Raw genomic sequence first — 19,905 nt, forward strand, 5'->3', positions numbered from 1 at the left:
CAGCTCGTACATCATCTGGTAGGTCAACGTGCCCGACTTGGACACGAGCCCGATCGGGCCCTTGCCGGCGATGTCCGCCGGGATGATGCCGGCGTTGGACTTGCCGGGGCTGATGATGCCCGGGCAGTTCGGGCCGATGATCCGCGTGCGGTTGGCGTTGGCCACCGCGTGCGCCCAGAAGTAGGCCGAGTCGTGCACCGGGATGCCCTCGGTGATCACGACGGCCAGGCCGATCTCGGCGTCGATCGCCTCGATCACGGCGTCCTTGGCGAAACGCGGCGGCACGAAGACGACGCTGACATCGGCGCCGGTCTCCTTCATCGCCTCCTCGACCGTGCCGAACACGGTCAGGTCCTTCCCACCGATCGACACGCTGGTGCCGGCCTTACGGGCGTTCACCCCACCGACGATGTTCGTGCCGGCGGCCAGCATCTTCGTGGTGTGCTTGGTGCCCTCGGAGCCGGTGATGCCCTGGACGATGACCCGGCTGTTCTCGTTGAGGAAGATCGACATTTCAGGCTCCCGCAGCCGCAAGCTGAGCGGCGCGATCGGCCGCGTTGTCCATCGTGTCCACCTGGGTGACCAGGGGGTGGTTCGCCTCGTCGAGGATCCGGCGGCCCTCGAGCACGTTGTTGCCGTCCAGCCGCACGACCAGCGGCTTCGTCGCGCTGTCGCCGAGGATCTTCAGCGCCTCGACGATGCCGTTCGCGACCGCGTCGCAGGCCGTGATGCCACCGAAGACGTTCACGAACACGCTCTTGACGTCCGGGTCGCCGAGGATGACGTCCAGGCCGGCGGCCATGACCTCGGCCGATGCGCCGCCGCCGATGTCGAGGAAGTTGGCGGGTTTCACACCGCCGTGCTTCTCACCGGCGTACGCCACGACGTCGAGGGTCGACATGACCAGGCCCGCACCGTTGCCGATGATGCCGACCTCGCCGTCGAGCTTGACGTAGTTGAGGTCCTTGGCCTTGGCCTTCGCCTCCAGCGGGTCCTCGGTGCGCTTGTCCACCAGGTCGGCGTGGCCCGGGTGCCGGAAACCGGCGTTCTCGTCGAGCGTGACCTTCCCGTCCAGGGCGACGATGTTGCCCTGGGGATCGCGGACGAGGGGGTTGACCTCCACCAGGGTGGCGTCCTCGGAGACGAAGGTCTCCCACAGCTTCACGATCGCATCCGCGGCCTGGTCGGCGACCTCGGCCGGGATCTTCCCCTGCGCCACGATCTCGGCGGCCTTGGCCCGGTCGACACCCGCGATCGGATCCACCGGGATGCGCGCCAGCGCCTCCGGACGCTCCACGGCGAGCTGCTCGATCTCCATGCCGCCTTCAGCGGAGCACATGGCGAGGAACGTGCGGTTCGACCGGTCGAGCAGGAAGGAGAAGTAGTACTCCTCGGCGATGTCACTCGCCTCGGTCACGAGCACGCGGTGCACCGTGTGGCCCTTGATGTCCATGCCGAGGATCGCCTCGGCCCTCTCCTTGGCCTCCTCCGGCGTCTTGGCGAGCTTCACGCCGCCCGCCTTGCCGCGGCCGCCCGTCTTCACCTGGGCCTTGACGACGACGGCCGTGCCGAGCTGCGACGCCGCCGACTGCGCCTCCTCGGGTGTCTCCACGGTCCGACCCGGCAGAACCGGGACTCCGTGGGCGGCGAAGAGGTCCTTCGCCTGGTACTCGTACAGGTCCACTGGCTCTCCTCAGAATCCCCACTGCGCTGGTCCGCGGCGGGCCTGGAGCCCGCGGAACCCCTGCTAGGGCGACCCTAGCGACGCCGTTCGGACCGCCCCTGTGCTGCCCTGGTGACCGCAGTCACCCCTGCACCGGAATCGGTTCCGCGCTGCTGCGCACGATCCGGGACCGGCGCTTTCGGCATCTGTCACCTACCGTCGTTCTATGGCGTTCGTCCACGCTGGACTGGACCGCCTGGCCACAGTGGCCGCGGCGGCACAGACGACCGCGCTGGAACTCGGCCGAGCGGGCGCCTACGTAGCACGCACGTTCTGCGTTCCGGCCGGGCTGCGCGGCCTCGCCATCGAGTGGGCCTGGTTCGCTGCCCACATGGTGGTCTACCCGGCAGGCCTCCTGCGTGAGCAACTCGTCGAACCCAGCGGCTACCGCACCGACTCGCTCCCCCCGGCGCGGCGCAGCCTGATGGTCACCGACCTCGAGGCGGCGGGCACTCCGATCCTGCTGGTCCACGGCATCATGGACAACAGGTCGGTGTTCACCCTCTTCCGCAGGTCTCTGCGCCGGCGCGGCTTCGGAGCCGTCCACGCGGTGAACTACAGCCTCTTCACCGGCGACATCCGCACCGCCGCCCATCAGCTGCGGGGTCATGTGGAGCAACTGCGCGAGCTCACCGGCGCCGACAAGGTGCACATCGTCGGCCACTCGCTCGGCGGGATGATCGCGCGCTACTACGTCCAGCGGATGGGTGGCTCGGCCGCCGTCGACACGCTCGTGACGCTCGGGAGCCCGCACCGCGGCACGCTGACCGCACATCTGATGCCGACCCCGCTGGGCCGCCAGCTGCGGCCCGGCTCGGAGCTGCTCGAGGAGCTCGCCCGCCCGTCACCAGGGTGCTCCACCCGGTTCCTCGTGGTGTGGAGCCGGCTCGACCAGATGGTCGTGCCCCAACGAAACGGTCGCCTGATACATCCGGACCTCGACATCGAAGAGCTCGAACTACGTGATGTCGGTCACTTGTCGATGCCGATCGATACGCGCACGTTGCACTGGGTAGCCGATGCGCTCACTCGTTCGGACCACCGCTACTACCGGGAGAGCCGAGGTCAGGAGCGTCCGAGCCCCCTGACGGACACGCTCGGTGAGTCCGCGTTCCCCGCGTCCTGATCGCGCCTTCATCAACGTCCGACACGCCGCGTCAGATTTGCCCGATGCCCACGCCCCCGCTACGTTTCGCGACGTCCGAGTCACGGAGCGGTCACGACAGCATCAGCGGCGACCCCGATCGCCGCTGCGGGATCCCCAGCCCACGCGGTCGCGACCGGCATGGATGCACCGGTTATTCGTCGAGAAGGGCAGGACTTGGCGCGCCACCGCTCCCCAAGCGGCGCCCAGGCGGACAACCCCGATCGTGCGACGCGCCAACGTGTCGTCGCGGTCCCGAGCGGGCACCGTCTTCCGGCGCCACCCGCCGCATCCCTACGCGGGCGGGCCACCGTCGCCGCAGTCGCCGCAGGTGCGGTCGTCGCGGCAGGCCAGACCTTGGTGTCGCCCCTCGGCGCCGTCGCCCCGCAGGCCGTCAGTGCGCTGGTGCCCGTCGCCGATGTCACCGAGGTCAACACCCCGAACCCTGCTGTCGACGCCATCGGTGGCGACCAGCTGCTCCCCGACCAGTTCACGCTGACGCAGCTGGACCCCGCCTCCCAGGTCGACGTCCAGAACCTCGCGAAGGCCGTGGACCTCGGCCGTGAGCTCGCCCGCCAGGCGGCGATCATCGACTCAGCGCTGGCCCACGGCGCCTCAGAGGCCCACCTCTACGGCGATCTCGCGTTCGTGCGCCCGGCCGTCGGCCGCCTCACGTCGATGTTCGGAGCGCGCTGGGGCACGTCCCACTTCGGCATCGACATCGCAGGCCCCATCGGCACGCCGATCTACGCCCTCACCGACGGCGTGGTCGAGGAGGCCGGCCCGGCCACCGGCTTCGGCCTCTGGGTGGTGCTGCGCCACACCGACGGCAGCCAGAGCGTGTACGGCCACGTCAACCGCATGTTCGTGGACAAGGGCGAGAAGGTGGAGGCCGGCGAGGAGATCGCCGAGATCGGCAACCGCGGCTACTCCACCGGCCCGCACCTGCACCTGGAGATCTGGGACGAGGACGGCTCGAAGATCAACCCGATCCCCTGGCTGCGCAAGCGGGGCATCGACTTCTAGGGCCGGCCGCCCATCGGCTCCGGGGAGTCAGAGCTTCTGGAGCGGCACCCCACCGATGAGCATCAGCCGCACGGTGCCCGCACTTCCGAAGTCGATGGTGACGGTGGCCCGGGCCCCGGCGCCGTCGGAGGCGATCACGGTGCCGAGGCCGTACTTGTCGTGGCTGACGCGGTCGCCCACCTCGAGGTGGATGGACGCGGTGAGCTTGCGCTCCGGCACCCGCCAGTCGCCCCGGTCGGTGGCCCCGGCGCGGCGGCCGAACCCGAACCGGCCCACAGGAGCCGAACGCTCCGGCTCGGAGCGGCGCCAGTCGACCAGGTCCTCCGGCACCTCGGCGAGGAACCGCGATGCCGGGTTGGCGTTGGGCTGCCCGAACGACGACCGGATCATCGCCCTGGTCAGGTAGAGCCGCTCCTGCGCCCGCGTGATGCCGACGTAGGCCAGCCGCCGCTCTTCGGCGAGCTCCGCCGGGTCGCCCATGGCCCGCATGTGCGGGAACACGCCGTCCTCCCAGCCGGTGAGGAACACGACCGGGAACTCCAGGCCCTTGGCGGTGTGCAAGGTCATCAGCGTGACCATGCCCTCGTCGTTGTCGGGGATCGAGTCGGCGTCGGCCACGAGCGCCACCCGCTCGAGGAAAGCGGCCAGGGAGCCGGGTGGAGGCGCGCCTACGGCCACGTCGGAGTCGTCGAGGTCGGCCACAGCGGCGTCGCCCGCGAACTCCCGGGCGACGGTGACGAGCTCGGCGAGGTTCTCCCGCCGCGACCCGTCCTGCGGATCCTCGCTGGCCTCCAACTCGGCCGTGTAGCCCGTCTTCGCGTAGACGGCCTCCAGCAGCTCGGCGGTCTCCTCGCCGCGCTCCACCAGCTCGGCGAGCTCGTCGAGGAGGCGCACGAACGCAGCGATGCAGCGCTGCGAGCGAGTGACCAGGCCGGGGATCCGCTCGGGCTGCTCGGCGGCGACCCGTAGCGCAGCGGCGAACGAGATGCGCTGCCGGTCGCCGTAGGCGGCCACAAGCTCCTCGGCGCGGTCGCCGATGCCCCGCTTGGGCACGTTGAGGATGCGCCGGAGGCTGACGGTGTCCTCCGGGTTGGACAGCACACGCAGGTAGGCCAGCGCGTCGCGGACCTCGCGGCGCTCGTAGAACCGCACCCCGCCCACGACCTTGTACGGCAGCCCCACCCGCAGGAACACGTCCTCGAACACGCGGGACTGGGAGTTGGTGCGGTAGAACACGGCCACGTCGGAGTTGCGGATCTCACCGGAGTCGACGAGCCGGTCGATCTCCTGCGCGACGAACGCCGCCTCGTCGTGCTCGTTGTCGGCGACGTAGCCGGTGACCTTGTGGCCGTCGCCCTGCTCGGACCACAGGCGCTTGTCGCGGCGGTCCGGGTTGCGCGCGATCACGGCGTTGGCCGCCGTGAGGATGCGCTGGGTGGAGCGGTAGTTCTGCTCCAGCAGGATCGTGCGGGCGTTCGGGAAGTCCTGCTCGAACTCGATGATGTTGCGGATGCTGGCGCCGCGGAACGCGTAGATCGACTGGTCGGAGTCGCCCACCACGCACAGCTCGCCCGGCTGCTCGCCATCGGCCGCGGGGGCGACCAGCTCGCGCACCAGGGTGTACTGCGCGTGGTTGGTGTCCTGGTACTCGTCGACCAGCACGTGGCGGAAGCGGCGCCGGTAGTACTCCGCGACAGCGGGCAGGCGCTGCAGCAGCGAGACCGTCTCCATGATGAGGTCGTCGAAGTCGAACGCGTTGGCCGTGCGCAGCCTGGTCTGGTAGACGGCGTAGACCTCGGCGACCTTGCGCTCGTACTCGTTGGTGGCGCGCTCGGCGGCGTCGTCGGCCGAGAGCAGCTCGTTCTTGAGGTTGGAGATCTGGGCGGCGAGCCCGCGCGCTGCGAACTTCTTGGGATCGAGCTCCAGGTCGCGCGCGACGAGCCCGACGAGCCTGCGGGTGTCGTCGGCGTCGTAGACGGAGAACGCGCTGCGTACGCCGAGGTGCTGCGCCTCGCGGCGCAGGATCCGCACGCACATCGAGTGGAACGTCGACACCCACATCGCGTTGGCGCGGCGGCCGACCAGAGCGTCGACGCGCTCCTTCATCTCGGCGGCGGCCTTGTTGGTGAAGGTGATCGACATGATCTCGCCGGGGTGCACCCCGCGCTCGGCCAGCAGCCAGGCGATGCGGTGGGTGAGCACGCGCGTCTTGCCCGAGCCCGCTCCCGCGACGATCAACAGCGGCGAACCGGCGTGGACCACCGCCTCGCGCTGTCGCGGATTGAGCCCCTCCAGCAGCGCCGCGCCGCGCTCGGTGCGGGCGTGGACGGGGTTCTCGGTTGGCAGTTCGAACAGCGCGCTCATCGTGTTCGAAGAGTACCGCCGCCCTCTGACGCGCCCGGCTGTGGCACACTGCAGCTGTGCCACTGATCAGCCATCGATTTTTCTACGGGTACCGGACACCGGTGCCCGTGGCCAGCTGATCAGCCCCCACGACGCCCCGGAGTCCTCAGGACCCGGGGCGTTCTCGCGTCACGGGCCGGGGCCCAGTCACCTGGAAGAGAGATTGACCGTGACGACGGAGAACAGCACCGCGCCGGCCGGCAGCAGCGATCTGGACGATCCGGCGAGCGACATCCCCGCCGAGGAGGAGATCCAGGCGTTGCGTGTCGAGATCGACCGCCTCGACGCCGAGATCCTCCGACTCGTGAAACGCCGAACGCAGGTCTCGCGGCGGATCGGCCGGGCCAGAATGGCCGCAGGCGGCCCGCGAATCGTCTACAACCGGGAGATGACGGTGCTCGCGCGGTTCCGCGACCTCGGCGCCGAGGGCCGCGAGCTCGGGATGCTGCTGCTGCGGCTGGGCCGCGGGCGCCTCGGCGGGCGCTGACCGGCGTCCTACCGGGTCTATCCCGGTGCCAGCCGCCCCCCGCGGGGCCATTTCGTGGCACTGTTGACGGCATGGGCACGGTGTTCGGGATCGTCGCAGCAGTCGTCGCTCTCGTCGGGCTTCTCGCGGCGCTGGGCCACGTCGGTTACCTGGCCATGTTGAACAACGCCGCGAAGAAGCGCGGCCTGTCCGGCGGCACCACCGTCGACTACGTGAACAGCCGCTGGAAGGTGGCGGGCGGCACCGCGGGGGTCGCACTGCTGGGCCTGCTGATGACCACCTCGAGCTCGGTGCCGATCGACCTGATCGGCCTCGTGCTGGGCGGCGGCGCCGGTCTCTACGCGAAGCAGGCGCTCGACTCCACCCGCACCCGCTTCCGCAGCCTGCCCTGATCAGTCCTGCGGACCACCGTCCGGTGAGGCGGCCACGCAGGCGGTCGTAGGGTTCGCCGGTGACCATGCCTCACGCTGACACCGGTCGGCCACTCGTCGGCGTCCGCGACGACGTCGAGCGCGCACTCGTCGTCACCGCCCATCCCGACGACGTCGACTTCGGCGCCGGCGGCACGGTCGCCACATGGACGGCGGCCGGCATCGAGGTCACGTACTGCATCTGCACGTCCGGTGACGCAGGTGGCTACGACGACACCCCGCGCGAGGCGATGGGCCCGTTGCGGGAGACCGAGCAGCAGGCCGCCGCTGCCGCGCTGGGGGTGAAGGAGGTCCGCTTCCTCCGTTATCCCGATGGCACGTTGACCCCGACGATCGAGCTGCGCCGCGACATCAGCCGCGAGATCCGCAAGGTCCGTCCGCAGCGGGTGCTGGCGCAGTCCCCGGAGATCTCCTGGCCCCGCCTCGGCGCGTCCCACCCTGACCATCGGGCTGCAGGGGAAGCCGCGCTCGCGGCCGTCTATCCCGACGCCCGCAACCCGTTCGCCCACCCGGAGCTCCTGCAGGAGGAGGGGCTCGAGGCGTGGACGGTCGGCGAGCTGTGGCTCATGGGAGCGCCGGACGAGCGCATCAATCACATCGTCGACGTGACCGCCACGTTCGACCGTAAGATCGCCGCGCTGCGGGAGCACCGATCACAGACGTCGCACATGGACCTGGAAGGCATCATCCGGCCGTGGAGCGAGGGATGGGCCCGGCGCTACGAAATGCCAGATGGGAGCCTCGCCGAGGGCTTCCAGGTCGTCTCGATCAGATGAGCGGTCGGTAATCGTCGCCGAACGGAAATACTCCATTTGGGTGAAAGCCGGCGAGCGGACGATTGACACTTGGTACGCCGAATCGACATCCGGTAGACATTCGCTCGTCCGTTCACTCAAAGGGAGGACGTAGCACAGTGGCTCAGATGGTGTCCCGAGGCGGACCTCGGATGGCTCCTGCCGGTGTGGTCACCGTCGCGGATCTGCTGAGCCGTAACGCCGCTGTCACCACGAAGCTTCCGGTCGTGACTGAGACCGCCACCACAGGCGTCTCCGTAGGAAGCCTGCTGCGTCGCGAGGGCCGGGCCCCGCACACGGTGGACCGGCCCGTTCAGCCCCGGGGCCACCAGCAGATCGACCCGCCGAAGGCCGATGTACCGAGCGCCGCCGCTGCCGCCGCCCCCGCGCCCACCGCGAAGAAGTTGGCGGTCAAGCGCGGTGCCGTGGCGGCGGGCGCGCTCCTCGCCGTCGGATCGGTGGTCGGAGCCGCGGTGCTCAGCGAGGTGGCACCCACCGGCACCGAGGCGCAGGGCGCCACCAACAACAGCTACCCGGGCCAGGGCAGGCTCAGCTCGACCCAGCCGGAGGCGCCCGTTCTCCCCGCCGCCGGGGTCGTCGACTCCGGCGCGGCAGGCGACGTCCTCGACGCCGGCACAGCTCCGCCCACGTCCTGGACGCCCGTCGCGTTCCCGAGCGCGGTCGCCGCCGTGCCCGCGGGCATCGCGGGCGCGGACGACACCCCCACCACATCGGCCCCCAGCACCACGCAGAACTCCGGCTCGGACCACGGGGGCTTCTCCGCCGGCTCGGACGACGGGGACTCCCGCTCCACCGATGACAGCAACGCCCGCAGCGGCGGTGACAGCTCGGACTCCACCCCGTCCACCACCACAAACGGTGACGACGAGTCCGATGGTGTTGTGACTGGCCTCGTCGACGACGTGGGCAGCCTGCTCCGCTCCGACGACTCCGACGACTCCCACCAGGACTCCGCTCCCCAGCAATCCGACGCGGAGTCGTCGAATCAGCAGGACCGCGGTAGCAGCGACGGCGACCGGGACAACAACGACGACAGCGACGGTGGCCGCAACGACAACGGCGACAGCAGCCGCGGCGGCGACAGCGGGAAGTCGTCCGGTGGTCTGCTCAGCGGCATCGGCAAGGTCGCTGCGGGTCTGCTCGGCGGCTGACCCCGGTCGCCCGGACCGGCGGCTACACCAGCCGCCGGTCCGATGCCCACCGTGACAGCTCGTACCGGTTGGACAGCTGAGTCTTGCGCAGCACGCTCGACACGTGCGTCTCCACCGTCTTCACCGAGATGAAGAGCTCCCCGGCAATCTCCTTATACGCGTAGCCGCGCGCGAGCAGCCGCAGCACGTCGCGCTCCCGCCGGGTGAGCAGGTCGAGCTCGGGGTCACCGGGCGGGGCCGCTCCGGGCCGCTCCGAGAACACGTCGAGCACGAATCCCGCGAGTCGCGGCGAGAACACCGCATCTCCGGACTTCACCCGCCGCACGGCATCCGCGAGCTCACTGCCAGAGATCGTCTTGGTGACGTAGCCCCGCGCCCCGGCCCGGATCACAGCGATGACGTCCTCGGCGGCGTCGGACACGCTCAACGCCAGGAACACCACGTCCGGCAGCTCGGGCCGCAGTTGCCGCAGCACCTCGGCGCCCCCACCGTCGGGCATGTGGACGTCGAGCAGCACCACGTCCGGCCGCAGGTGGCGGATCGCGGCCACCGCCTCGTCCACGGAACCGGCCTCGCCCACCACCGTGACGTCGGGCACGCGGCGGTCCAGCTCCGCGCGTACCCCGGACCTGAACAGGCCGTGGTCATCGACCAGGAACACCCGGATCATCCCGGGCTCCTCGGCACCCGTCGTCACATCGGGGGTGTCGGTCATGTCGTCGCTTCCTTCTGGGCCTGGGCCTCCGGCTCGGGCTCCGTGTCGGCCGGTCCGTCCACCGGCATGCTCAAATGCACCTCGGTGCCCTCGCCCGGGGTGCTCCGCAGCCGGACCGCACCTCCGTGCCGCTTCATCCTGCCGTGGATCGAGTCGGCGAGGCCGTGCCGGTCGTCGGAAACGGCGTCGGGATCGAAACCGATGCCGCGGTCGCGGACGAACACGTGCACCTCGGTGGGCTCGACCTCGACGTATGCGCTCACCTCGCCCACCTTGGCGTGCTTCGCCGCGTTGACCATCGCCTCGCGGGCGGCGAGCACGAGTGCCCGCAGGCCGTCGTCGAGCGGCCGGTCGCCCACCACCACGGGCCGGACGTTGATCGCGTAGGTGTCCTCCACCTCGGCCGCTGCGGCGGTGATCGCGGCGGCGAGGCCCGAGTCGAGGGTGGGCTCACCGGACGCGCGCGCGGACCGGCCGTACCCCGTGGGCCCGTAGAGCCAGTGCCGCAGCTCGCGCTCCTGGCCCCGGGCCAGCCGCAGCACCTCGCGCGGCTCGTCGGACTGGCGCTGGATGAGGGCGAGGGTCTGCAGCACCGAGTCGTGCAGGTGCGCGGCGATCTCCGCCCGCTCCGCCTCGATGATGCGCTCCCGCCGCTCCTCACTCAGCTCCCGCATCAACCGCACCCACCACGGGACGGTCAGCACGCCCACACCGAGCAGGGTGGCGAACACAGCCAGGAGCCCGAACTGCACCTGGGACAGATCCAGGTTGCCGAGCAGGAACACCCCGATCCCGCTGGCCACGAACACGGCCCCGGCGATCAACCGCAGCAGGGCCGTGCGCCCTCCGCCCGCGATACCGGTGACCCCCGACCGCGCACCTGCCGTCCACCGGCGCCGCTGTGCCTCGTCGGCCTCCCGCCACACGACCGCCGCCCCGACGGCCGCGACCCCGAGCGGGCCGACGATCCAGCCCACGACGTTGCTTCCGACGGCCGCAGCGGCGAGGCCCGCACCGATGCCGAGGGCCGCGAGCCCCATCGCTTGCTGACGCTCACTGCGTCCGAGCACCCGCTGGACGTCGGCGGACTCCTGCCGCAGGAAGATCCAGAGCAGCCCGTAGGCCAGCACGCCGGCGCCGTTGATGCCGGCGAGCAGGACGAAGGCCGCGCGTACCCAGAGCACCCTGACGCCGAGGTGGTCGGCGACACCACCGGCCACCCCCGCGACGAACCGGCCGTTGCGCCTGCGGGCGAGCGGCGGGGCGGGCGACACCGGCGGCGGTGGCGCAGGCGGTGGGGTAACCGTGGTCACGCACTTATGGTCACATGCCGGGGGAAGCGGGACATCGGGGAAAGCTCCGGGACGGCTCGGGGCCATCCCCCATGCCCCAGGGTCCGCATGACCATCAAGCTGTCTCCCATGGAGGCAGAAGAGCGATGAACGGGACCGACGTGCAGAACACGCTGCGGGAGATGTGGGAGACCCGGCCCGCCCGCCCGCGTGACGACCGGCAGGTGGCGGGCGTTGCCGCAGCAATCGCCCGGCGCTACGACATCGACCCGACACTGGTCCGGGTCGGCTTCGTGGTGGCGGCGTTCTCCGGAATCGGCGCGGCGCTCTACATCGCCGGTTGGTTCCTCCTGCCCGAGGAGCCGGCCGCCCCGGGTGCACCCGGGGCGGCCCGTTCACCGCGGACGATCATGGTCATCGGCCTGGTGGTCGCGGCGTTCGTGACTCTCGGGTCGATCTTCGGCGGCGAGCGCAACATCCTGCTGCCCACGGTGGCCGTCGCGGTCCTGTTGTTCCTGCTGCACCGCAGCCGGAGCCACCGCGGACCGAGCGGGCCGGCGACGGCGCACTCCGCTGAGGCGCCCACCACGGCCACGCCCGGCGTCTCCCTGAACAAGGAGGCTCCCGGCACCAGCAGCGCTTCGGCAGCGCCCACTCCTCCGGCGTGGGACCCGCTGGGGGCCGCCCCGTTCGCCTGGGACCTCCCCGAGCCCTCACCGGTCGCCCCGCCGGAGCAGCCGGCGCCGCGCCGACTGCCAGTCACGCCCGTGACCCTCGGTCTCGCACTGCTCGCCGGCGGGATCACCGCCGTGATCATGCTCCTGGCCGGGGTGCTCACGCTTGCCAACCTGCCGGTGCTGCTCGGGGTGGTGCTGGCGGTGATCGGAGCCGGGCTGGTGATCGGCGCGTTCGTCCGCTCCGGCCGGGGCCTGATCCCGATCGCTGTGCTCCTGGGCGTACTGACCTGGGCGATGGTGGCTGCGCCGCTCGACCGCTGGCAGGGCAATGGGTTCGGCGAGCTGCGCGAGGCCCCCACCACCGTGGCGGCGCTGCAGCCCAGCTACCAGCGCACTGCCGGTGAGATCGCGCTCGATCTGCGCAACCTCGACCTGACGGCGCAGCCCGGCGGCAACTCGAGCCCGGTGCGGTCGAGCATCACGCTCGGGGTGGGTGACGTCGAAGTGTGGGTGCCCCCGAATGCCGACCTGAGCCTGACCAGCACCACCGGAGTGGGAAGCATCGAGTACGGCACCCGCGAGGAGTCGGGCCCGGGGGCGCACCTCGCCGTCGCCAACGACCTGGGCGCCGACGGTGTTGCGTCGGGACGTCCGCTCGTCCTGACGATCGAGTCGGGCGCGGGAAGTGTGGAGGTGCACCGTGGCTGAGCAGAGTTGGAACGATCAGCAGGCGACGACAGGAAAGTCGGCTAGCCGGCGCCGCGGCCCGGACCTGGCGACCCTGCTCGTCGGCGTGCTCTCGCTGGGGATGGCGGCATCGGCGTTCGTCGGTCAGGTGCCGTCGCTCGCCGGGTTCGACCCGCGGTGGCTGCTTGCCGCCGGGGCCACGGTGATCGGGCTCCTGCTGCTGGTCGGGAGCCTCAGGGGACGCGGCACCAGCTGATGAGATCGACCGGAACCGGCGATGGGGGTCGCCGGGACCGGGAGGCCGTGCTCGGGGGAGCAGCGGCCGCGCAGGGCGGCACCAGGGGTTCGAGAACCCGGGTGCCGCCCTCGTCGTTTCGACGCGGTGCGCCCTGGCCGTGCGACTCGCGGGCGCGCGTCACGCCCGGTGGGTGGGCTCCAACCCGGCTGCCTCCAGGATCTCCGGCACGCCCCGCTCGTAGCCGACGGCCATCACATGCACCCCGGAAACGCCGGTGACCTCGCGGAGCGCAGCCACGGTCTCCGCGCACGCGGCCATGCCTTCGGCAGCGACGCGGTCGGCCGGCACTCCACGCAGCCGGCGTTCGAACGCAGGCGGGATGATCACGCCGGGGATGCCCGCCATGAACTCGAGCGCCCGCAGCGACCGGATGGGCCCGACGCCCGCGAGGATCCCGCACTTCGTGTCGAGCCCGAGGTCGCGCACCTTCTCCATCCAGATGCTGAACTCGTCGACGTCGAACACGAACTGGGTCTGCACGAACTCGGCGCCGTCGGCCACCTTCTGCTCGAGCCGGTCGGGGACACCCGCCCCGGTGTCGACGGCACCGAGCAGGAACCGCGGCGCCGGGTCGATGACACGGCCGGACAGCAGCCTGCCCTCGTCCCGCAACGTGCGTGCCGTGGTCATGAGGCTGCTCGAACTCAGGTCGAACACCGGCGTGGCGTCGGCGTGGTCGCCGCGTTCGGGCCGGTCACCGGTCATCAGCACGAGGTTGGGAATGCCGAGGGCACCCGCCGAGAGCAGATCGGACTGCAGGGCGATCCGGTTGCGGTCGCGACAGGTCATCTGCATGACCGGCTCGAGACCCTCGGCGAGCGCGACGACGCTGCCGGCGAAACTGGACACCCGCACCTGGGCGCCCTGGTTGTCGGTGATGTTCGCGGCGTCGACCCAGTCACGCAGCAAAGCCGCGGACTCGCGGATCTCGTCCACGTCGGCGCCCCGCGGGGGCCCGATCTCGGCGGTGACGGCGAACCGTCCGTTGCGCAGCGCATCGGCGAGGCGGCCCGGCCGCTCCGCCGGGATCTCTACTCCCACTCGATCGTGCCCGGCGGCTTGCTCGTGACGTCGAGAACCACGCGATTGACCTCCGCGACCTCGTTGGTGATCCGTGTCGAGATACGTTCCAGGACGTCGTAGGGCAGGCGGGTCCAGTCCGCCGTCATGGCGTCCTCGCTGGACACCGGGCGGAGCACGACGGGGTGGCCGTACGTGCGCCCGTCGCCTTGCACCCCGACGCTGCGGACGTCGGCGAGGAGCACAACGGGGCACTGCCAGATCGTGCGGTCGAGACCGGCGGCGGTGAGCTCCTCGCGCGCGATCGCGTCGGCGGCCCGCAGCGTCTCCAGCCGGTCGTGGGTGACCTCGCCGATGATCCGGATGCCGAGCCCCGGCCCCGGGAACGGCTGGCGCGAGACGATCGCGTCGGGCAGCCCGAGCTCGGCGCCGACCTTGCGCACCTCGTCCTTGAACAGCGCCCGCAGCGGCTCGACCAGATCGAACTCGATGTCGTCGGGCAGCCCACCGACGTTGTGGTGGCTCTTGATCGTGGCCGTGCCCGAGCCGCCGCCGGACTCGACGACGTCGGGGTAGAGGGTGCCCTGCACGAGGAAACCCACGTGTTCCTCGGCCGCCACCTCTGCTGTGGCCGCTTCGAAGACCCGGATGAACTCACGCCCGATGATCTTGCGCTTCTCCTCGGGGTCGGTGACCCCGGCGAGGGCGTCCAGGAAGCGCTTGTGCGCATCGACCGTGTGGAGCTTGGCGCCCGTAGCGGCAACGAAGTCGCGCTCCACCTGCTCCCGCTCGCCGGCCCGCAGCAGCCCGTGGTCGACGAACACACAGGTGAGGCGATCGCCGATGGCCCGCTGCACGAGCGCCGCAGCCACGGCGGAGTCGACGCCGCCGGACAGCCCGCAGATCGCCCTGCCCTCGCCCACCTGCGCGCGAACCGCGTCGATCGTGTCGTTGATGATCGACGAGGTGGTCCAGCCGGGGGCGATGCCGGCGATGTCGTACAGGAACCGTCGCAGCACGTCCTGCCCGTAGGGCGAGTGCCCGACCTCCGGGTGGTACTGGACGCCGGCCAGGCGCCGATCGGTGTCCTCGAAGGCCGCCACCGCCGCACGCTCGGACGACGCCGTGACCGTGAACCCATCGGGCGCACGCACCACGGAGTCGCCGTGGCTCATCCACACCGGATGGCTCCCCGGCAGCCCGTCGTGCAGCACGCTCGCGGCCTCACAGACCGTGAGCACCGTGCGTCCGTACTCACGCGTGCCGTCCTGGGCGACTTCCCCGCCGAGGGCCTGCGCCATCGCCTGGAAGCCGTAGCAGAGGCCCAGCACCGGAATGCCCGCAGAGAACAGCGCGGGGTCGATCCGGGGCGCTCCGGACTCGTAGACGCTCGACGGGCCGCCGGACAGGATCACGGCGGCGGGCTTGCGCGCCACGATCTCCTCGACCGGTGTGTCGCCGGCCACGATCTCCGAGTACACCTGCGCCTCACGCACCCTACGGGCGATCAACTGGGCGTACTGGGCCCCGTAGTCGACGACGAGGACGGTGGAGGGCTGCACAACTCCAGAGTAGTCAACGAGCGGACACGACTTCTGGCCGAGCGTGCAGCGGTTCCTGTTCCCCGCTGAACCATCGGAGCTCGACGAGCACTGTCGGACGTCGGTGCGACGATCCCGCCGACGATCAACGGAAGGAACAGGATGAGCACGTCGCCGTCCGACGACCAGCATCTCCCCAAGCCGTACTGGGCGAAGGTCTACCCGGTCGGGCACGGGCCCGAGATCGCGCCCGAACCGGGAGACACGATCCGGTCGCCTGCGGCCATGGTCGCTCCGCCCGTGGTCAACGGCCGTGTCCGGCAGTTCGTCGACCTCACACAGGCGGAGTTCGACGCCTTCACCAAGTGGAAGGTGGACGCGGCGCTCGACCTCGGCTGGGCCAGAGTCACCACCCAGGACGTGCTCCGCGCTGCCGTGCAGATGCTGGTCTCCGACAGGAAGACCGAGCGCCGCGTCTTCAACAAGATCGCGGACAACGGCATGGGCACCTACTGAGCGGCCTCGCTGCCCTGAAGTACTGGCCGTCCAGGTGGTACTACGAGCACTCGTAGTGCCCCTACCTGGGCGGATGGCCCGAACCTAGCCTCAGTGCCGTGCAGATTCTCGATTTCTCCGGCGAGGAGTTGGAAGACGCCGCCGGAGAGTTCGCCATCCCGGTGATCGCCCGGACGGGTCCCCACTTCCGCGGGCGGGCGGCGAGCCAGGAGCTGGGCGAGACCCTGACACTCACTCGGACGCATTGGGGGCAGATGTCGTCGGTCCGGACCGACCGGATGACAGCACGAGCGTCAGCCGACAACCTGATGCTCTTCTGCATATACATCGTGCTACTCGACATGATGCGGACGCACGTCCGCGAACATCTGGCCGACCCGAACCTGCGGGTCGAGGAACTGGCGCGGCGGCACCACGTGTCGGTCAGCCACGCGTACACCCTGTTCGAGCGGATCGGGACCACGCCTGGCGCGTACCTCCGCGAGGAGCGGCTGCTCGCGGCAGAGGCCATGTTGTCCGGCCGTGGGCACGACCGGCTGACGATATCGGCCGTTGCGGCGGCCGTCGGGTTCCTCGATCTTCGGACGTTCGAGCGGGCGTTCCGGCGGCGGTACGGAACGACTCCGAGCAGCTGGCGCAGTGAGCACCTCCCCGCCGGATCCGCTCCGCGACCCTGACGTCGCCGACCTCAACCCCTGACGGTGAGCCCCACGCGCTGGAACTCCTTGAGGTCCGAGTAGCCCGTCTTCGCCATCGCTCGCCGCAGGGCGCCGAAGAGGTTGACCAGGCCGTAAGGGCTGCTGGAGGGGCCGAAGAGCAGCGTCTGCAGGTCACGCTCACCGGGCGGGAAGCCTGTGACCTCCGAACGCGGCAGGGACGGGTGGGCCGCGGCGGAGGTCCAGTACAGGCCCTGCCCGGGTGCCTCCGACGCCTCGGCCAGCTGCTCGCCCAGCATCACAGCGTCCGCACCGCAGGCGATGGCCTTGGCCATGTCGCCCGAGCCGGTCATCCCACCGTCGGCGATGACGTGGACGTAGCGGCCGCCGGTCTCATCGAGGTAGTCGCGGCGGGCCGCGGCAGCGTCGACGATCGCCGTTGCCATCGGCACGCCGATCCCGAGCACGTCGTCAGTGGTGGTGGCGGACGACTCCCCGTATCCCACGATCACCCCGGCAGCGCCGGTGCGCATCAGGTGCATCGCCGTGCGGTAGTCGCCCACCCCGCCGGCGACGACCGGCACGTCGAGGGAGTTGATGAACTCCTTCAGGTTCAGCGGCTCCCCACCCGAGACGTGCTCGGCGGAGATGATCGTGCCCTGCACCACCAGGATCTCGACGCCGGCGGCAAGCAGGTCGGGGGTGAGCTCCCGGGCCCGCTGCGGGCTCACCCGGGCGGCCACGGTGACCCCGGCCTCGCCCACCGTCTTGAGCGCCTCCGCGAGCAGCGCGGGCTGGATCGGCGCGGCGTGCAGTTCCTGCAGCAGCTGCACGGCGGCCGAGGGGTCCTCGTCGCCCGCGGCGTCGAGCACCCGCTCCAGCGCCCCCTGCGCGTCGGCGTGCCGGGCCCAGAGGCCCTCGGCGTTGAGGACGGCCAGCCCACCCAGCTGCCCGATCCGCACGGCGCTCGCCGGCGAGACGATCGCGTCGGTGGGGTGGGTCACCAACGGGATCTCGAACGGGTACGCATCGAGCTGCCAGGCGGTGGAGACCTCCTGGGAGCTGCGGGTGCGCCGCGAGGGCACAATTTCGATCTGAGACAGGTCGTAGCTGCGACGGGCCTCCCGGCCCATCCCGATCTCCACGAGGTCACGCACGGATGACCAGCGTAGACAGGCTCTTCCGCGAGCCTCTAACGGGCTACGTAGTTGGGCGCCTCGACCGTCATCGTGATGTCGTGCGGGTGGCTCTCCTTGAGCCCCGCGGCGGTGATCCGGACGAGCTGCGCCTGCTGGAGCTGCTCGATCGTCTGCGCCCCCGCGTAGCCCATCCCGGACCGCAGGCCACCGACGAGCTGGTGCGCGACCTGCCCTAGCGGCCCCCGGAACGGGATGCGGCCCTCGATGCCCTCGGGCACCAGCTTGTCCTCGCTGAGCACGTCGTCCTGGGCGTAGCGGTCCTTCGAGTAGGACTTGCCGCCGCTCTCCCCGCCGCGCGAACGCATCGCCCCGAGCGAGCCCATGCCGCGGTAGGTCTTGAACTGCTTGCCGCCCACCAGAATCAGCTCGCCGGGCGACTCCGCGGTGCCGGCCAGCAGGCTCCCGAGCATCACCGACGACGCACCGGCTGCGATCGCCTTGGAGATGTCGCCGGAGTACTGGATGCCACCGTCGCCGATCACCGGGACGCCCGCGGGTGCGCAGGCGAGCGAGGCCTCGTAGATCGCGGTGATCTGCGGCGCCCCGACGCCGGCCACGACACGGGTGGTGCAGATCGAGCCCGGCCCGACGCCCACCTTCACGGCGTCCGCCCCGGCCTCGACGAGAGCCTGCGCACCGGCCCTGGTGGCCACGTTGCCGCCCACCACGTCGACGTTGTGCCCGACCTCGGCCCGCAGCTTCGCGACGGTCTCCAGCACTCGACGGGAGTGCCCGTGGGCGGTGTCCACCATCAAGATGTCGACCCCGGCCTCGACGAGCTGCATCGCCCGCGAGTAGCCCTCCTCGCCGACGCCGACCGCTGCGGCGACGACGAGGCGCCCGTCCGGGTCCTTGGTGGCGAGCGGGTACTTCTCGGTCTTGTTGAAGTCCTTGATCGTGATCAGGCCGCGAAGGATGCCGTCGCCGTCGATGATCGGCAGCTTCTCGAGCTTGTGCCGGCGCAGCAGTCCCAGCGCGGCCTCAGCGGTGACGCCCACCCTGGCCGTGATCAGCGGGGCGTGCGTCATCACCTCGTGGACGGGGCGGCTGTGGTCCATCTCGAACCGCATGTCGCGGTTGGTGATGATGCCGACGAGGCGCCCGCCCGCGTCGGTGACGGGCACCCCCGAGATGCGGAACTTCGCGCACAACGCGTCGACGTCGGCCAAGGTGGCGTCGGGCGCACACGTGACCGGGTCGGTCACCATCCCCGCCTCGGAGCGCTTCACGACCTCCACCTGGGCCGTCTGCTCCTCGGGGGACAGGTTGCGGTGGAGCACACCGAGCCCACCCGCCCGGGCCATCGCGATGGCCATCCGAGACTCGGTGACCGTGTCCATCGGCGACGACACGAGCGGCACCCGGATCCGCACCCGGCGCGTGATCTGCGTGCTCGTGTCGACCGAACTGGGAACGACATCGGACTCAGCAGGGAGCAGCAGCACATCGTCGAACGTCAGGCCGAGCATCGCGAACTTCGGGGGCAGTCCTGCGGCCTCGCTGGTCATCGGCACCATCCCGTCGATCCCTGCGCCTCCACCGCTGCGCGGCGGTCCGGGCGGCGGGGAGATTTCCCGACATCGTATCCGCGCCGCCCATACCGCGGCCCCCGGCCGCGCCGAGTCCATCACCACAGTCCGGTACATCCGCACCATCCCCGCCGCGGTGAACCTGGTGCGCACGATCCACCCGGGTCCCGGTGCGGGTATCGTCGCACCTGTGTCACCTGATGCCCTGCCGCCGGACCCGTTCGCCGGTGACCCGCATGATCCCGCCCTCTCCCTCGACGGTCCGGAGGGTGGCGAGCAGGACGGGTTGACCGAGGCCGAGCGCGACGAGGTGGTGGCCGACCTCGCCGACCTCGCGGTCTACCAGGCTCTGCTGGAGGCCCGCGGCGTGCGCGGCATCGTCGTCGACTGCGGTGACTGCGGCGAGCAGCACTTCCACGAGTGGAGTCTGCTGCGGGCGAGCCTCCAGCAACTGCTGGACGAGGGGCAGATGCGACCCCACGAGCCTGCCTTCGACCCCGACCCCACCAGCTACGTCACTTGGGAGTACTGCCGCGGCTACGCCGACGCGGTGCTGTCCGACTCCTGACGTCACGCACAACGGCGACGGCCCCCG

At 70.8% G+C, this 19,905-nt stretch carries 19 protein-coding genes and 1 pseudogene; 11 read left to right on the forward strand and 9 right to left on the reverse strand.

Annotated features, from left to right (window positions below; all coding sequences use genetic code 11):
- Both ABD743_RS16665 and sucC read right to left on the reverse strand, forming a co-directional pair.
- Positions 1-513: pseudogene (locus tag ABD743_RS16665) on the reverse strand (succinate--CoA ligase subunit alpha); the annotation flags it as partial.
- A 1-nt stretch (position 514) separates the two neighbouring features.
- Entirely contained in the window at positions 515-1,684 is a 1,170-nt protein-coding gene (gene sucC, locus ABD743_RS16670; RefSeq protein ID WP_344723000.1) for an ADP-forming succinate--CoA ligase subunit beta, read from the reverse strand.
- 205 nt (positions 1,685-1,889) lie between these two features.
- On the opposite strand from sucC, the gene ABD743_RS16675 reads away from it, so the two are divergent.
- Both ABD743_RS16675 and ABD743_RS16680 read left to right on the forward strand, forming a co-directional pair.
- Positions 1,890-2,849, forward strand: coding sequence for an esterase/lipase family protein (locus tag ABD743_RS16675; RefSeq protein WP_344723001.1), 960 nt, complete (start codon positions 1,890-1,892; stop codon positions 2,847-2,849).
- A gap of 195 nt (positions 2,850-3,044) precedes the next feature.
- A complete protein-coding gene (locus ABD743_RS16680) occupies positions 3,045-3,893 on the forward strand; it encodes a M23 family metallopeptidase (RefSeq protein WP_344723002.1) in 849 nt (282 codons plus the stop codon).
- A gap of 27 nt (positions 3,894-3,920) precedes the next feature.
- On the opposite strand, the gene pcrA is transcribed toward ABD743_RS16680, so the two are convergent.
- Positions 3,921-6,257, reverse strand: a complete 2,337-nt coding sequence (gene pcrA / locus ABD743_RS16685) for a DNA helicase PcrA (RefSeq protein ID WP_344723003.1) — start codon at positions 6,255-6,257, stop codon at positions 3,921-3,923.
- Positions 6,258-6,507: 250 nt separating this feature from the next.
- Between pcrA and ABD743_RS16690 the strand changes: the two genes are divergently transcribed.
- From ABD743_RS16690 to ABD743_RS16705, 4 genes are all read left to right on the forward strand, one after another.
- Complete coding sequence (locus tag ABD743_RS16690; protein ID WP_241037584.1) at positions 6,508-6,783, forward strand: chorismate mutase; 276 nt, start codon at positions 6,508-6,510, stop codon at positions 6,781-6,783.
- Between the two features lie 71 nt (positions 6,784-6,854).
- Positions 6,855-7,175 (forward strand): hypothetical protein, encoded by a 321-nt coding sequence (locus tag ABD743_RS16695; protein ID WP_241037540.1) that lies wholly within the window; start codon positions 6,855-6,857, stop codon positions 7,173-7,175.
- Between the two features lie 65 nt (positions 7,176-7,240).
- Positions 7,241-7,990 (forward strand): PIG-L deacetylase family protein, encoded by a 750-nt coding sequence (locus tag ABD743_RS16700; RefSeq protein ID WP_344723223.1) that lies wholly within the window; start codon positions 7,241-7,243, stop codon positions 7,988-7,990.
- 245 nt (positions 7,991-8,235) lie between these two features.
- Positions 8,236-9,180, forward strand: coding sequence for a hypothetical protein (locus ABD743_RS16705; protein WP_344723004.1), 945 nt, complete (start codon positions 8,236-8,238; stop codon positions 9,178-9,180).
- 22 nt (positions 9,181-9,202) lie between these two features.
- Here the strand turns inward: ABD743_RS16705 and ABD743_RS16710 are convergent, their stop codons facing one another.
- Together ABD743_RS16710 and ABD743_RS16715 are read right to left on the reverse strand one after the other, a co-directional pair.
- Positions 9,203-9,895: a response regulator gene (locus ABD743_RS16710; protein ID WP_344723005.1), complete on the reverse strand. Its 693-nt coding sequence runs from the start codon at positions 9,893-9,895 to the stop codon at positions 9,203-9,205.
- Entirely contained in the window at positions 9,892-11,274 is a 1,383-nt protein-coding gene (locus tag ABD743_RS16715) for an ATP-binding protein (RefSeq protein ID WP_379658881.1), read from the reverse strand. Before ABD743_RS16715 ends, ABD743_RS16710 begins: the two co-directional genes overlap by 4 nt.
- 59 nt (positions 11,275-11,333) lie before the next feature.
- Between ABD743_RS16715 and ABD743_RS16720 the strand changes: the two genes are divergently transcribed.
- Positions 11,334-12,572: a PspC domain-containing protein gene (locus ABD743_RS16720; protein WP_344723008.1), complete on the forward strand. Its 1,239-nt coding sequence runs from the start codon at positions 11,334-11,336 to the stop codon at positions 12,570-12,572.
- Positions 12,565-12,807 (forward strand): hypothetical protein, encoded by a 243-nt coding sequence (locus ABD743_RS16725; RefSeq protein ID WP_344723009.1) that lies wholly within the window; start codon positions 12,565-12,567, stop codon positions 12,805-12,807. Before ABD743_RS16720 ends, ABD743_RS16725 begins: the two co-directional genes overlap by 8 nt.
- 159 nt (positions 12,808-12,966) lie before the next feature.
- Here ABD743_RS16725 and ABD743_RS16730 read toward each other — a convergent pair whose 3' ends face one another.
- Both ABD743_RS16730 and guaA read right to left on the reverse strand, forming a co-directional pair.
- Positions 12,967-13,890, reverse strand: a complete 924-nt coding sequence (locus ABD743_RS16730) for a methylenetetrahydrofolate reductase (RefSeq protein WP_344723010.1) — start codon at positions 13,888-13,890, stop codon at positions 12,967-12,969.
- A complete protein-coding gene (gene guaA, locus ABD743_RS16735; protein ID WP_344723011.1) occupies positions 13,881-15,431 on the reverse strand; it encodes a glutamine-hydrolyzing GMP synthase in 1,551 nt (516 codons plus the stop codon). The genes ABD743_RS16730 and guaA overlap by 10 nt, the downstream gene beginning before the upstream one ends.
- A gap of 141 nt (positions 15,432-15,572) precedes the next feature.
- Between guaA and ABD743_RS16740 the strand changes: the two genes are divergently transcribed.
- Both ABD743_RS16740 and ABD743_RS16745 read left to right on the forward strand, forming a co-directional pair.
- Positions 15,573-15,926, forward strand: coding sequence for a hypothetical protein (locus ABD743_RS16740; RefSeq protein WP_344723012.1), 354 nt, complete (start codon positions 15,573-15,575; stop codon positions 15,924-15,926).
- A gap of 98 nt (positions 15,927-16,024) precedes the next feature.
- Positions 16,025-16,603 carry a helix-turn-helix transcriptional regulator gene (locus tag ABD743_RS16745; protein ID WP_344723013.1) on the forward strand — a complete coding sequence of 193 codons (579 nt, stop codon included), beginning with the start codon at positions 16,025-16,027 and terminating at the stop codon, positions 16,601-16,603.
- Between the two features lie 11 nt (positions 16,604-16,614).
- Here ABD743_RS16745 and ABD743_RS16750 read toward each other — a convergent pair whose 3' ends face one another.
- Both ABD743_RS16750 and guaB read right to left on the reverse strand, forming a co-directional pair.
- The gene (locus tag ABD743_RS16750; protein ID WP_344723014.1) at positions 16,615-17,739 is read right to left on the reverse strand and encodes a GuaB3 family IMP dehydrogenase-related protein; all 1,125 of its coding nucleotides are present in this window, start codon (positions 17,737-17,739) and stop codon (positions 16,615-16,617) included.
- Positions 17,740-17,774: 35 nt separating this feature from the next.
- Positions 17,775-19,289, reverse strand: a complete 1,515-nt coding sequence (gene guaB / locus ABD743_RS16755) for an IMP dehydrogenase (RefSeq protein ID WP_344723015.1) — start codon at positions 19,287-19,289, stop codon at positions 17,775-17,777.
- A 211-nt stretch (positions 19,290-19,500) separates the two neighbouring features.
- Here guaB and ABD743_RS16760 point away from each other — a divergent pair, with 211 nt between their 5' ends.
- Positions 19,501-19,878 (forward strand): DUF5319 domain-containing protein, encoded by a 378-nt coding sequence (locus ABD743_RS16760; protein ID WP_241037527.1) that lies wholly within the window; start codon positions 19,501-19,503, stop codon positions 19,876-19,878.
- The last annotated feature ends 27 nt before the right edge of the window (positions 19,879-19,905 follow it).

This window comes from Pseudonocardia yunnanensis, from assembly GCF_039534065.1.
GTDB classification, from domain to species: Bacteria; Actinomycetota; Actinomycetes; order Mycobacteriales; family Pseudonocardiaceae; genus Pseudonocardia; species Pseudonocardia yunnanensis.

Coding starts and splice junctions, on each gene's coding strand:
- ABD743_RS16675 (WP_344723001.1), top strand. CDS start 1,890: ATGGCGTTCGTCCACGCTGGACTGGACCGCCTGGCCACAGTGGCCGCG.
- pcrA (WP_344723003.1), bottom strand. CDS start 6,257: ATGAGCGCGCTGTTCGAACTGCCAACCGAGAACCCCGTCCACGCCCGC.
- ABD743_RS16695 (WP_241037540.1), top strand. CDS start 6,855: ATGGGCACGGTGTTCGGGATCGTCGCAGCAGTCGTCGCTCTCGTCGGG.
- ABD743_RS16700 (WP_344723223.1), top strand. CDS start 7,241: ATGCCTCACGCTGACACCGGTCGGCCACTCGTCGGCGTCCGCGACGAC.
- ABD743_RS16710 (WP_344723005.1), bottom strand. CDS start 9,895: ATGACCGACACCCCCGATGTGACGACGGGTGCCGAGGAGCCCGGGATG.
- ABD743_RS16715 (WP_379658881.1), bottom strand. CDS start 11,274: ATGGCCCCGAGCCGTCCCGGAGCTTTCCCCGATGTCCCGCTTCCCCCG.
- ABD743_RS16720 (WP_344723008.1), top strand. CDS start 11,334: ATGAACGGGACCGACGTGCAGAACACGCTGCGGGAGATGTGGGAGACC.
- ABD743_RS16740 (WP_344723012.1), top strand. CDS start 15,573: ATGAGCACGTCGCCGTCCGACGACCAGCATCTCCCCAAGCCGTACTGG.
- guaB (WP_344723015.1), bottom strand. CDS start 19,289: ATGACCAGCGAGGCCGCAGGACTGCCCCCGAAGTTCGCGATGCTCGGC.